The sequence below is a fragment of the Micromonospora sp. WMMD812 genome (assembly GCF_027497215.1).
Taxonomy (GTDB): domain Bacteria; phylum Actinomycetota; class Actinomycetes; order Mycobacteriales; family Micromonosporaceae; genus Micromonospora.
In genome coordinates this window covers 3,005,599-3,018,405 of the sequence record NZ_CP114904.1, presented here as the reverse complement: position 1 = coordinate 3,018,405, position 12,807 = coordinate 3,005,599, and the positions used below count along the sequence as shown (strand labels likewise).

The following is a 12,807-nucleotide window of genomic DNA, read 5'->3' as shown; positions in this document are numbered from 1 at the left end:
CTACCGGGGCCCCCGCCCGCATCTCCGAGAGGAGAGGGGAGGGAGATGGCGACCGAGGCACTGGCGGCGCCGGCCACCGCGCGTGGCGAGGCGCCCCGGCATGGACGCGGCACCCGCGGCAACGAGAACGTCGCCGGCTGGCTCTTCGTGGCACCGGTGATCCTGATCCTCGGGCTGTTCATGCTGCTGCCGATCCTGATGGCGCTCTGGGTGAGCCTGACCGACTGGAACGGCCAGGGCAGCCCGTTCACCAGCAACGTGCCGTTCGTCGGGAGCGACAACTACACCCGGCTGTTCACCGACGACGGGCTCGACCGCCGGGACTTCATGACCAGCATCCGCAACACCGTCTACTACGTCGGGATCGTGGTGCCGGCGCAGACCGTGCTCGCCCTCGGCCTGGCCATGGTGGTGAACAACCGGATGCTCAAGGGGAAGGGCTTCTTCCGCAGCGCCTTCTACTTCCCCTCGGTCACCAGCTCGGTGGCGATCAGCGTGGTCTTCCTGTTCCTGTTCGCGAACTCCGGCGCGGTCAACAAGCTGCTCGCCCTCGTCGGCCTCAACGGGCCGGAGTGGTTCGCCGACTCGCGCGGCGTCCTGCACCTGCTGCTCGGCACGCTCGGGGTGGACACCCCGCCCGCCGCCCTGACCGGCGGCGGCCCGTTCGGGCTGAGCTGGTGGGACTGGCTCTCCGGACCGAGCGTCGCGATGGTCTCCATCATCACGCTGGTGGTCTGGACGACCTCCGGCACCTTCATGCTGATGTTCCTGGCCGCGTTGCAGAACGTGCCGGTGGCCCTGGACGAGGCCAGCACGCTCGACGGGGCGAGCCGGTGGCAACGGTTCCGCTACGTCACCCTGCCGATGATCAAGCCGACCACCTTCCTGGTGCTCACCCTCGGCCTGATCGGCTCGTGGCAGGTCTTCGACCAGGTGTACGTGATGAGCCAGGGCGATCCGGCCAAGACCACCCTCACCCCGGCCTACCTGTCGTACCGCACCGCGTTCCGCGACTTCGACTACGGCTCCGGAGCGGCGATCTCGTTCGTGCTGTTCCTGATCATCATCGTGCTCACCCTGATCCAGCGCCGTGTGATGGCCGACCGGGACCCGGTCGGGCGGCGGCGGGGCTGGTGGCGTCGACGCGTACCGGAAGGGTCGTGACATGGCCGTGCTGACCGACCGCCCGCCGGTCGCGGCGGCGCCCGCCCGGCGTCGCGGCCGGGGCCGCCGCACGCTGGCCTCCCGCTTCCTGGGGTACGCCACGCTGGTCTTCTTCGGGTTGGTCTTTCTCTACCCGTTCGTCATCCAGCTCGGGAACTCGTTCAAGACCGAGCCGGACGCGGCGGCGAACCCGCTCTCGCCGATCCCCGACCCACTGACGCTGACCGGCTTCGAGCGGATCTTCGCCGGCACCAACTTCCCGCTGTGGCTCGGCAACTCGCTGCTGGTCACCGTGCTGGTCACGGTGGGGCGGGTGTTCTTCGACTCGCTCGCCGGCTACGCGCTGGCCCGGCTGCGGTTCCGCGGGCGGGCCGGGCTCTTCGCCATGGTGGTCGCGGTGATGGCGGTGCCGCCCGTGGTGCTGCTGATCCCGAAGTTCCTGGTGCTCAACCAGCTCGGCATCTACAACAGCTACACCGGGCTGGTCATCCCGCTGCTCGCCGACGCGGCCGGCGTGTTCATCATGAAGCAGTTCTTCGAGTCGATCCCGGTGAGCGTGGAGGAGGCGGCCCGGATCGACGGGGCGAGCGTGTTCCGCACGTTCTGGTCGGTGGTGCTGCCGATGGCGAAGCCGGCACTGATCACCCTGACCATCCTGTCGTTCCAGGGCTCCTGGAACGAGTTCCCGCACAGCCTGGTGTCGGTGCAGGACCCGGACCTGTTCACCCTGCCCCGCGGCCTGGCCGACCTGGTCAGCGGCTCACTCGGGAAGGGCAGCCAGTATCCGCTCAAGCTGGGCGCCGCCCTGCTGGCCACCATCCCGGTCGCGATCCTGTTCGTGATCTTCCAGCGCTACTTCGTCCGCGACGCGAACGACGGCTCCGACAAGGGCTGACCTGCCGGGCGGTCGGTGGTGCGATCGGTGGCGGTTCCCGGCTCCGCGCGGGGGACCGCCACCGCTCACTTCAGCTCCAGCACCGCCATGACATTGCCGGCGGGATCGGTGAACCAGGCGATCGCCGGCCCGTTCCCGCGCATGATCCCCTTGTCGTCCTGGGGCATCCCCGGGTAGCGCGCGAACTGCACCCCGCGTGCGGTCAGTTGGTCGACGGCCCGGTCGATGTCGTCGACCGGGAAGTTGAGCACGGTGTAGGTCGCGGGCGTGTGGTCGCCGCCCTTCGGGTAGACCAGGATGTCCCGGTCGCCGGCGATGTGCAGCGTCAGAAGCCCGCCCATCGCCTCGTCCAGCGACACGCGCAGGCCGAGGGTGTCGGCATAGAAGGTCATCGCCCGGTCGGTGTCGTCCACCGAGAAGCCGCTGAACGCCCGCGTGTCCCTGAACATGATCGTCTCCCTCTTCCGGTCGTGCCCCGTCCGCGCGGTGGTGCCGGGCGGCCGAGAGCCCGTCTCCAGGTCACAGTAGGCCCACCCTGGGACCCACGCGGGTGACACGACGGGGACGCGGGGCCGCCGCCGGCGATCTCCGCCGACGGGCGCCGGCTCAGTCCTCCGCGACCGGCTCGGTGGGGACCGCGACGTGCAGGCGGATCTGGGGGACGAGCATGTCGTCCACGTCCAGGGCGCGGGCCGCGCCGTCCGGCTCCCAGCCGGTGCTGGTCAGGAACTTCCGGATCGCCGCGTCACCGTCGAACGCCCAGGCGACCGCCCGCCCGAAGCCGTCCTCCCGCCACAGGTCCACGCTCGCGGCGAGCAGCCGGCTGCCGTGCCCCCGCCGGCCCCAACGCGGCTCCACCAGCAGGTCGGTGACGGCCACCACGCCCGCGTCGAGGGCGTCGGCCGGCTCGCCGGGGGCGAGGGCCTCCGCATCGGCCGGACCGGAGGCGGCGAACCCCACCAGATACGATTGCTCGGCCTGTTCGACGGCGACCAGCACGCGGTGGGCGCCGGAGGGCGGCTCCTGCACCGCCGCGGTCCAGCGCCGCGCGAGCCACGCCTCGTCCAGGTTGTCGAGGACGTGCCGGGGCAGGATCCGGCGATAGGCGACCCGCCAGGTCGCGAGCTGGATGCGTGCGATCTCGCCGGCGTCCTCCGGACGCGCCGGGCGGACGTACCCGAGAGCCATGGGACGTGAGCCTACGCAGGGCGAGGGAGGCGACGGTGGCGCAGGGTGCCAGTCGGACGATGTGGCAGGTCGTCAGTGTTCTCCTGCTCGCCGTCGCGGTGAGCGCCTTCCTGCTGGTCGCGGCCGTACGGCACGGCTTCTTCGACCTTCAGGTCTACTACGGCGCCCTGAACTGGTGGGTGCACGACGGCGGGGAGATCTACGACTACCTGCGGCCCTACACGCAGTACGGCTTCACCTATCCGCCGTTCGCCGCGCTGGTCATGCTGCCGATGGCGTACCTGCCGTGGCCGGCCGCCATCACCGTGAGCGTCGCCGCCACGGTCGTCGTGACCGCGGTGCTCTTCTGGTGGCTGCTCGACCCGATCGCCCGGCGGGCCGGCTGGACCCGCTGGTTCACCCTTGCCGTGGCGCTCTGCCTGTCCGCCGCGTTCGAGCCGATGCGCGAGACGGTCAACTTCGGCCAGGTGAACATGCTGCTGCTCTTCCTGGTCGCGGTCGACCTGCTCCGGCTGCTGCCGGCCGGCAACCGCTGGGCCGGGGTGGGCATCGGGCTGGCTACCGCGATCAAACTCACGCCGGGCATCTTCATCGTCTACCTGCTGGTCACCGGGCGCTGGCGGGCGGCCGTCACCGCGATGGCCACCGCGGCCGGGGCCAGCGTGCTCGCTGGCGCCCTCTTCCCGAACGCCTCCCGGGAGTTCTGGACCGAGGCCCTGTGGAACACCGGCCGGGTGGGCGAGCTGGCGTTCGTCTCCAACCAGTCGCTGCGCGGAGTGGTCGCCCGGCTCGACCCGGCGCACCCGAGCACGGTGGCCTGGCTGGTCCTGGTGCTCGGCACGCTGGCGCTCTGGGCCTGGCGCTCCCGGGCCGCCGTCGCGGTCGGTGACGAGGCGACCGGCCTCGCCCTCACCGGCGCGGTGATGTGTCTGGTCAGCCCGGTCACCTGGGTGCACCACCTGGTCTGGCTGCTGCCGGCGTTGATCCTGCTGGTGGACAACGCCATGGCGGCGCCCGCGGGCGGCCGCCGGCGCCGTCTCCTGCTGGCCGCCGCGATCGTCGGGTACGGGCTCCTGATCAGCCGGATCGTCTGGTCGTGGGAGAAGGACTTCACCGGCGTGGACGGCTTCCTCGGCAGCAACGCGTACGTCTGGATCAGCCTCGCGCTGCTGGCGTTCCTGCCGATCCGCCGGTGGGTCGCGCCGCGCCGGTCAGCCGTCGAGGCGTCCGGCGTACCGCAGCTCGACGAGCCCGACCGGGGGGCGGCCGCCGGAGAGCGGCACCGGGTAGGTCGACCGCTCACCGTCCGGTGACAGCCCGGCCCGCGCGCAGAACCGGCGGGCCCGGCTGTTCTCCGCCAGCACCCACATCCGGTACGCCGTCCAGCCCCGCGCGGCCAGTCCGTCGCGGGCGGCGGCCAGCAGCGCCCGCGCGGTGCCGTCACCCCAGTGGGCCGGCTCGACGAAGAGGGCGAGCACCTCGCCCCACGTCGGGTCGAGGTCCGCGCGGTCCTGGTCGACGCGGTACGGGCCGAACGAGGTGAACCCGATGATCCGCCCGCCGTCCGCCTCGGCGAGGAGGGTGGTGAACGGGTGCTCCGGGTCGGCCGTGCCGATGTCGCGCCGGCGCTGGGCCCAGGCCGCCACGTTCAGCCGGCGCAGCACCTCGTCCGGCATGATGCCGGCGTAGCCGGTCTGCCAACCGTGCACGTGCACCTGGGCGACCGCTTCGGCGTCGTCCGGCTCCTCGGGGCGGATGGTGAGCATTGCACCGTTCTATGCCGCATCCGTCGGCAAATCCAGCATGGCGCGGCGGCGTCGTACCGATGACATAGTGTCGCCGACGATGACCGCACCGGAATCGCTCTCGCTCGCCCAGGCCCGCCGGGTGGCGCTGGCCGCCCAGGGCTTCGCCGACCCGGCGCCCGTCGGCGTGCCGACCCGCCGGCACCTGCGCCGGGTGCTCGACCGGGTCGGGCTGATCCAGATGGACTCGGTCAACGTGCTGCAACGGGCCCACTACCTGCCGCTCTACAGCCGGCTCGGGCCCTACCCGACGACCCTGCTCGACACCGCCGCCTACCGCCGCCCCCGGGAGCTGTTCGAATACTGGGGGCACGAGGCGTCGCTGGTCCCGGTCGCGCTGCACGCGGCGCTGCGTTGGCGGATGGCCCGGGCACGCAGCGAGTCGTGGGGCGGCATGCGCCGGATCGCCGAGGAGCAGCCCGAGCTGGTGGCCTGGGTGCGCGACGAGGTGGCCGCGCGGGGCCCGCTGACCGCCGCGGAGATCGAGCACGACGCGCCGCGGGAGACCGGCAACTGGGGGTGGAACTGGTCGGCGGTGAAGCGGGCGCTGGAATACCTGTTCTGGGCCGGTGAGGTGACCGCGGCCGAGCGCAGCACCTCCTTCGCCCGCCGCTACGACCTGCCCGAGCGCGTGCTGCCGGCCGCCGCGCTGGACGCGCCCACCCCGACCGACGGCGAGGCCTACCGCACCCTGCTGGCGATCGCCGCGCGGTCGCTCGGGGTCGCCGCCGAGCCGGAGTTGCGCGACTACTTCCGGCTGCCGCTCGCCGGGGCCCGGCAGGCGATCGCTGAGTTGGCCGAGGCCGGTGAGCTGCTGCCGGTGACCGTGGCCGGGTGGCGGCAGCCGGCCTGGCTGCACGCCCAGGCCCGGCTGCCCCGGTGGGTCCGCGGCAACACCCTGGTCAGCCCGTTCGACCCGCTGGTCTGGGAGCGTAACCGCACCGAGCGGCTCTTCGACTTCAGCTACCGGATCGAGATCTACGTGCCGGCACCGCAGCGGGTGCACGGCTACTACGTGCTGCCCTTCCTGCAGGGTGAGCGGTTCACCGCCCGGGTCGACCTGAAGGCCGACCGGAAGGCCGGGGTGCTGCTGGTGCCGGCCGCGTGGGTCGAGCCCGGCGCCGATCCCGGCGAGACCGCGGTGGCGCTCGCCGCCGAGCTCTACCGCCTCGCCGGCTGGCTCGGCCTGGACGCGGTCGCGCCGCCCACCGCCGGCGACCTGGCCGGTCCGCTGGCCGCCGCGTTGGTGGGCGTCGCCGGTGTACGGTGAGCGCGTGACGAGCGTTCACGGACCGGCCGGCCCGCCGCAGCCGCCTGCTGACGCACCCGCCGCCCCGCCGGCCGGCACGGTCCCGGCCTCCGAGGCGCCCGTGGACGTGGTCCCGCCCACCGCGTGGCCGGCGGAGGGCACGCCGCCTCCCGGCTGGCCGGCCGGCGCGGCGCCGGCGTACCCGGCGCCCGAGCCCGACCGGCTCACCCGGTTCGTGGTCCGGCTTCACGACCGTTCGCCCCGCTGGGCGGTGCCGCTCGCGGCGGTCGGCTGCGTCGCGGCCGGGATCGGCTACACGCTGCTCGCCGACCCGACGCGGTCGGATCCCGATGCCGCGCCCACCTGCCTGTTGAAGCTGACCACCGGGCTGGACTGCCCAGGCTGCGGTGGCACCCGCGCGCTCTGGTACGTGCTGCACGCCGACCTCCCGGCCGCCGCCCGGCACCATTTCCTCTTCGTCTTCGCGCTGCCCTTCCTGGCCTACCTGTTCGTGGCCTGGGCGGGGCGGCAGGCGTTCGGTTGGCGCCTGCCCGAGCTGCGGATCAGCAGCAAGGTGATCGGCGGCTTCCTGGCCGCCTGGTTCGCCTTCTCGGTGCTGCGCAACCTCCCTTGGGCACCCTTCACCTCCCTCTACGTCTGACCGCACACCCCCGGCCGGGCCAGCCACCCGGTCACGCCCGACGGTCCGTGCCCGGCGCCGTGGCGTTCGACCAGCCGCCGCACCGCTGCCGCTTCGTGACACCGCCGCTTCGCCCGCCGACCGCATCCCGCCGGCGCCGCTGGGCGTCCCTGCGGGCCCGTCGGCGCTGGGCCGGGGCGCCACGTTCAGCCGGCGCGGGCGGGGGTGGGCCGGCGCGGCGGTGGATCGGCCGGCGCGCGGGATCAGCTGGCGCGAGCGGAGGATCGGAGTAGTTCCATCCACGCATCCTTTAGAGCTGAGTCGTTCTGGACATCGCGGGTTCGCGACGTCCGCCGCCGGCCACGCCAGCCTGGCCGCGTATCCGGCTACGCGGGAAGGCCCACCTCCGCCCGTGCACGGGCCACATCCGCCCGTGCGGGCCGGGCTCGCCTGTGCGGGCTGGGTCCGCGTGTCGGCTACGGGGCCGGGTCCGCTCCGGCCTTGCGCCGCGCGCCGGCTGTCTAGGGTGCGCCGGGCCGGTACGGCGTGATGTCGTGGATGACTCAGCTCCAAAGGATCCGGGCAGCATCACCCGGCCGGCGCTGGGCGCACCGACCTGCACCGGCGCGAACCGCGGATGTGGCTGGCCCGGGGATCGGCGCCGACTGTGCGACGCGGGCAGCAGCCACCCGGCCGGTGCCCGACGTGATCGACGTTGCAGAGGCGCGAGCCGGACTTGGGCGGGGCGTGCGCCGCCACTACAGTCCGAGGAATGCCGGAGATGGTGCAGCCCCAGGTGAAGTTGATCGCGTGGACCCAGTTCGAGGCGCCGGACGACGTGCCGTGGTCGACCGACGCCGAGGGGGGCCAGGCGCTCGCCGAGTTCGCCGGCCGGGCCTGCTACCAGTCCTGGCGCAAGCCGAACCCGGCCACCGCCACCAACGCCGGCTACCTCGCGCACATCCTGGAGGTCGGGCACCTCTCGGTGCTGGAGCACGGCTCGGTGACCTTCTACTTCACCGGGGTCTCCCGCTCCTTCACCCACGAGCTGATCCGGCACCGCCACTTCTCGTACTCGCAGCTCTCCCAGCGGTACGTCCCGGAGCGGGACGCGGCCATGGTCGAGCCCGCGGTGATCGCCGAGGACCCGGAGCTGCACAAGAAGTTCGTCGAGGCGGCCGAGGCGAGCGTGCGGGCGTACACGGAGCTGCTCGAGGGGCTGGAGCAGCGCTTCGCCGACGAGCCGAACCCGACCCTGCGGCGCAAGCAGGCCCGCCAGGCCGCCCGCGCGGTGCTGCCGAACGCCACCGAGACCCGGATCGTGGTGACGGGCAATTACCGGGCCTGGCGGCACTTCGTCGCGATGCGGGCCACCGAGCACGCCGACGTGGAGATCCGGGAGCTGGCCGTGGAGTGCCTGCGCCAGCTCCAGGGGGTCGCCCCGAACGTCTTCGCCGACTTCGTGATCTCCACCCTGCCCGACGGCACCGAGGTGGCGACCAGCCCGCACGCGGCGGTCTCCTGAGCCCTTCCCCGGCGGGCGGTCCGTGGTCGTCCGCTAGGTTGGAAACATGACGCACGACCACCCTGACACCCCCGCCCGGGCGGTGTCCCGCCCCTTCGGGCGAGTGCTCACGGCCATGGTGACCCCGTTCACCGCCGACGGTTCGCTCGACCTCGACGGCGCCGCCCGCCTGGCGAACCATCTGGTCGACGAGCAGGGCAACGACGCGCTGGTGGTCAACGGCACCACCGGCGAGTCGCCCACCACCACCGACGCGGAGAAGGAGCGCCTGATCCGGGCCGTGGTGGAGGCGGTCGGCGACCGGGCCAAGGTGGTGGCCGGAGTCGGCACGAACGACACCCGGCACACCATCGAGCTGGCCGCCGCCGCCGAGAAGGCGGGCGCGCACGGCCTGCTGGTGGTCACGCCGTACTACAACAAGCCGCCGCAGAGTGGGCTCCTGCGCCACTTCACCGCCGTCGCCGACGCGACCGGCCTGCCGGTGATGCTCTACGACATCCCGCACCGCGCCGGCGTGGCGATCGCCACCGATACCATGGTGCGCCTCGCCGAGCACGCCCGGATCGTCGCGGTGAAGGACGCCAAGGGCGACCTGACCGCGACCAGTTGGGTGACCAGCCGCACCAACCTGGCCTACTACAGCGGCGAGGACTCGCTCACCCTGCCCGCGATGGCCGTCGGCACGGTCGGCGTGGTGGGCACCTCCACCCACTTCACCGGCGCGCTGACCAAGCAGATGATCGAGGCGTACGACGCGGGGGACAACGCCGCCGCGCTCGCCCTGCACCGGCGACTGCTGCCCCTCTACACCGGCATCTTCCGCACCCAGGGCGTCATCCTGGTGAAGGCGGGCCTGACGGCCGCCGGCATGCCCGCCGGCCCGGTCCGGCCTCCGCTGGTGGACGCCACCGACGACGAGATCGCCCAGCTGCGCGCCGACTGCGCGGCGGCGGGTCTGGAGCTCCCTGAATGATCGAACGACACGACGGACGCCCGGTGACGGCGTCCCAGAATGGGGTGGACGCGTGACCGAGGCGCACATCGAGGCGGAACTCCCCCCTCCACTCGCGGAGGGCGGACTGCGGATCATTCCGCTCGGCGGGCTCGGCGCCATCGGTCGGAACATGACCGTCTTCGAGTACGACGGCAAGTTGCTGGTGATCGACTGCGGCGTCCTGTTCCCCGACGTCGAGCAGCCCGGCGTGGACCTGATCCTGCCCGACTTCGGGCCGATCCTGGACCGGCTCGCCGACGTGCAGGCGATCGTGCTGACCCACGGTCACGAGGACCACATCGGCGCGGTTCCTTACCTGCTGGCGCACAAGCCGGACATCCCCCTGGTCGGTTCGCAGTTCACCCTCGCCCTGGTGGAGGCGAAGCTCGCCGAGCGGCGCATCCAGCCGTATACGCTGACCGTGCGGGAGGGCGGCCGGGAGCGGCTCGGGCCGTTCGAGTGCGAGTTCTTCGCCGTGAACCACTCGATCCCGGACGCGCTCGCGGTGGCCGTCCGCACCCCGGCCGGCCTGGTGCTGCACACCGGCGACTTCAAGATGGACCAGCTCCCGCTGGACGGCCGGATCACCGACCTGGCCGGCTTCGCCCGGCTCGGCTCCGAGGGTGTCGACCTGCTGCTGTCCGACTCCACCAACGCGGAGATCCCCGGCTTCGTCACTCCGGAGCGGGAGATCGGCCCCGTGCTCGACTCGATCTTCGCGAAGGCCAAGGGGCGGATCATCGTCGCGTCGTTCGCCTCGCACGTGCACCGGGTGCAGCAGGTGATGGACTCGGCGGCCGAGCACGGCCGCAAGGTCGCCCTCATCGGCCGCTCGATGGTGCGCAACATGGGCATCGCCCGTGACCTGGGGTTGCTCAACATCCCGCCCGGCCTCGTCGTCGGGCTGGAAGAGGCGACCACGATGCCGCCCGAGCAGATCGTGCTGATGTCGACCGGCTCGCAGGGCGAGCCGATGAGCGCGCTCGGCCGGATGGCCAGCGGCGACCACCGGCACATCACCATCGCCCCCGGCGACACCGTGGTGCTCGCCTCCTCCCTGGTGCCCGGCAACGAGACCTCCGTCTACCGGGTGATCAACCGGCTGGCCCGGGCCGGTGCGGTGGTCGTGCACAAGGACGTCGCCAAGGTGCACGTCTCCGGGCACGCCCCGGCCGGCGAGCTGCTCTACCTGCTCAACGTGGTGCGGCCCAGCAACCTGATGCCGGTGCACGGCGAGTGGCGCCACCTGCGCGCGCACGCGCGGCTCGGCGTCGAGTCCGGCGTGGCTCCCGACCGCGTGGTGCTCTGCGAGGACGGCGACGTGGTGGACCTGGTCGAGGGGCGGGCCAGTCTGGTCGGCCACGTGAAGAGCCGGTACGTCTACGTCGACGGCCTCGCCGTGGGTGACGTGAGCGAGTCGCTGCTGACCGAGCGGCGTATCCTCGGCGACGGCGGCTTCATCGCCGCCACCGTCGTGGTCGACTCCGTCACCGGCAAGGTGGTGGGCGGGCCGACCGTCTCCGCGAAGGGCTTCTCGGAGGACCCGGAGGCGTTCAACGCGGTCGTCCCGCTGGTCACCGAGGCTCTCAACCGGGCCGCCTCGGACGGGATCACCGACCCGCACCAGCTCCAGCAGATCGTCCGCCGCACGGTGGGGCGCTGGGTCAACGACGCGTACCGGCGGCGTCCCATGATCGTCCCGACCGTCGTCGAGGTCTGATCAGGGGAGGGCGGCGACCGCGTCGGCGTACGCGACGCCGGTCGTCACCGCCGCGTTGAGCAGCACGGTCAGTTGCGCCGGGGCCACCCCGTGCGCCAGGTCGGTGCTGACGTCGCCGGCCAGCACCAGCTCGTCGCCGAGGTCGTGCACGTACGCCTTCGGCAGCAGCCGGTCGTGGTTCCAGGCGTTGCAGAACGCGTACGCCTCGGCGCGCCGGGCGGCGGGCAGCCGGCGGGTCGCGAGCGTCCGGGCGTGCAGGATCTCACCGCGCTCGCCGACCTGCCGGAACTGGATGACCGCCGCGCCCCACCGGCCGACGACCGTCCCACCGTCGTCCACCGCGTACCGGTCGCCGCGATGATCCAGCGCGGCGGTGATCAGGGACAGGGTCAGCGGTGTGGGCTCCAGCTCCGCCGGCTCCGGTTCCTCCGCCGGCGACTCGTCGGCCGGGTCGTCCTCGGCCGGCAGCGGCACCGGCGTGTCCACCGGCCGCTCGGCCAGCCAGGCGGCCATCCGGCCGGACTGGTGTCCGGTGCCGTTGCGGGCGTCGAAGCTGCCGGCCAGCTCGGTGGCGACGCCGAGCAGCACGGTGCCGAGCGTCTCGACGTCGAGGTCCGCCGGCGGGCGGTCCCCGAAGGCGGGGCGGCGCACCCGGCGCCCGCCCAGCCCTGCCTCGACGGCGAGCGCGCAGGCCAGCGCTCCGGCGGCGGCGAACTCCATCGCGGAGAGGTCGTCGCCGGGGTGGTCGAGCCGGGGCAGCTGGTCGGCGAGGATGTCCAGCGCCCGGCCCGGATGACCGGCGAGCGCACAGAACCGCAGGTGTGTGGCGAGGTGCGGAAAGGCGGCCCGCTCGCGGCGGTGCCGCCGGTACGCCCGTACGTGCGCGGTGCCGGCCCGCTCCGCCTCGCCGACCCGCAACCAGGGCAGGAGCGCCGCGGTCAGCGCCCGCTCGGGCTGGTCGGTGCACTCGACCACGCCGTCGAGCGCCTCCCGCAGTTCGGCCAGCGCGGCCGGCCACTCGCCCCAGCCGGCGAGCAGCTCCGCCCGGCGGGCCGGCGCGCATCCGGGGCAGCCCCCGGTCGGCCCGGGCTCGGCCGCGCTCCAGCGGTCGTACCATTCGCGGGCGGTCGGCTCGTCGCCGAGGTGGTCGGCGATCCGGCAGCGCAGCTCGGCGACCGCCTCGGCGGCGGCGCCGAGCCGGCCGGCCAGGTCGTCCACGGCCCGCACCTGGTCCAGCCCGACCCGCGGGGTGCTCAGCAGCGCCTCGACGGCGTACCGCTGGTACCGCAGCAGCATCTCGGCCTCGCCGTCGGCGAACAGGTCCGGGCGGCGGTCGAGGACGGCCAGGCAACGGCGTACCGGCTCGACGAGCCGCCACCGTTCGCCGTGCAGCAGGGCCGTCTCGATCAGCGCGAGACGAGCGTCCACCGCGGACCGGTCGTCCCCACTCGCGTCGGCCCGCGCGGCGATGCGCTCCAGCTCCACCAGCCGGGCCGGGCCGTCGGGCCGGTCCCGGGCGTCGGCGAGCGCGGCCACCAGGTCCCGGTCGCGGCCGGTCGCCCCCCGGTTGCGGCCGACCAGACCGGTGAGGTCGTCCACCGGGCCGGGACGTCGCTCGCCGCGCCCG

At 73.2% G+C, this 12,807-nt stretch carries 12 protein-coding genes; 8 read left to right on the top strand and 4 right to left on the bottom strand.

What is annotated here, in order from left to right; translation table 11 throughout:
* The first annotated feature begins 45 nt into the window (after positions 1–45).
* Positions 46–1,164 (top strand): sugar ABC transporter permease, encoded by a 1,119-nt coding sequence (locus O7603_RS13775; protein ID WP_281576103.1) that lies wholly within the window; start codon positions 46–48, stop codon positions 1,162–1,164.
* Between the two features lies 1 nt (position 1,165).
* Entirely contained in the window at positions 1,166–2,059 is an 894-nt protein-coding gene (locus O7603_RS13770) for a carbohydrate ABC transporter permease (protein WP_281576102.1), read from the top strand.
* A gap of 65 nt (positions 2,060–2,124) precedes the next feature.
* Here the strand turns inward: O7603_RS13770 and O7603_RS13765 are convergent, their stop codons facing one another.
* Both O7603_RS13765 and O7603_RS13760 read right to left on the bottom strand, forming a co-directional pair.
* Positions 2,125–2,508, bottom strand: coding sequence for a VOC family protein (locus tag O7603_RS13765; protein ID WP_281576101.1), 384 nt, complete (start codon positions 2,506–2,508; stop codon positions 2,125–2,127).
* Between the two features lie 157 nt (positions 2,509–2,665).
* Positions 2,666–3,247, bottom strand: coding sequence for a GNAT family N-acetyltransferase (locus tag O7603_RS13760; RefSeq protein WP_281576100.1), 582 nt, complete (start codon positions 3,245–3,247; stop codon positions 2,666–2,668).
* Between the two features lie 35 nt (positions 3,248–3,282).
* Between O7603_RS13760 and O7603_RS13755 the strand changes: the two genes are divergently transcribed.
* Positions 3,283–4,560 (top strand): glycosyltransferase 87 family protein, encoded by a 1,278-nt coding sequence (locus O7603_RS13755; protein ID WP_281576099.1) that lies wholly within the window; start codon positions 3,283–3,285, stop codon positions 4,558–4,560.
* Here O7603_RS13755 and O7603_RS13750 read toward each other — a convergent pair.
* Entirely contained in the window at positions 4,459–5,013 is a 555-nt protein-coding gene (locus O7603_RS13750; RefSeq protein ID WP_281576098.1) for a GNAT family N-acetyltransferase, read from the bottom strand. The genes O7603_RS13755 and O7603_RS13750 overlap by 102 nt on opposite strands.
* Before the next feature lie 79 nt (positions 5,014–5,092).
* On the opposite strand from O7603_RS13750, the gene O7603_RS13745 reads away from it, so the two are divergent.
* The 5 genes from O7603_RS13745 (at position 5,093) to O7603_RS13725 (ending at position 11,180) form a co-directional block, all read left to right on the top strand.
* The gene (locus O7603_RS13745) at positions 5,093–6,322 is read left to right on the top strand and encodes a crosslink repair DNA glycosylase YcaQ family protein (RefSeq protein ID WP_281576097.1); all 1,230 of its coding nucleotides are present in this window, start codon (positions 5,093–5,095) and stop codon (positions 6,320–6,322) included.
* A 100-nt stretch (positions 6,323–6,422) separates the two neighbouring features.
* Positions 6,423–6,962 carry a DUF2752 domain-containing protein gene (locus O7603_RS13740; RefSeq protein WP_281576692.1) on the top strand — a complete coding sequence of 180 codons (540 nt, stop codon included), beginning with the start codon at positions 6,423–6,425 and terminating at the stop codon, positions 6,960–6,962.
* 760 nt (positions 6,963–7,722) lie between these two features.
* A complete protein-coding gene (gene thyX / locus O7603_RS13735; RefSeq protein WP_281576691.1) occupies positions 7,723–8,466 on the top strand; it encodes an FAD-dependent thymidylate synthase in 744 nt (247 codons plus the stop codon).
* Positions 8,467–8,512: 46 nt separating this feature from the next.
* Entirely contained in the window at positions 8,513–9,439 is a 927-nt protein-coding gene (dapA, locus tag O7603_RS13730) for a 4-hydroxy-tetrahydrodipicolinate synthase (RefSeq protein WP_281576096.1), read from the top strand.
* Between the two features lie 52 nt (positions 9,440–9,491).
* A complete protein-coding gene (locus tag O7603_RS13725; RefSeq protein WP_281576095.1) occupies positions 9,492–11,180 on the top strand; it encodes a ribonuclease J in 1,689 nt (562 codons plus the stop codon).
* On the opposite strand, the gene O7603_RS13720 is transcribed toward O7603_RS13725, so the two are convergent.
* Positions 11,181–12,761 (bottom strand): YbjN domain-containing protein, encoded by a 1,581-nt coding sequence (locus O7603_RS13720; RefSeq protein WP_281576690.1) that lies wholly within the window; start codon positions 12,759–12,761, stop codon positions 11,181–11,183.
* Between the last annotated feature and the right edge of the window lie 46 nt (positions 12,762–12,807).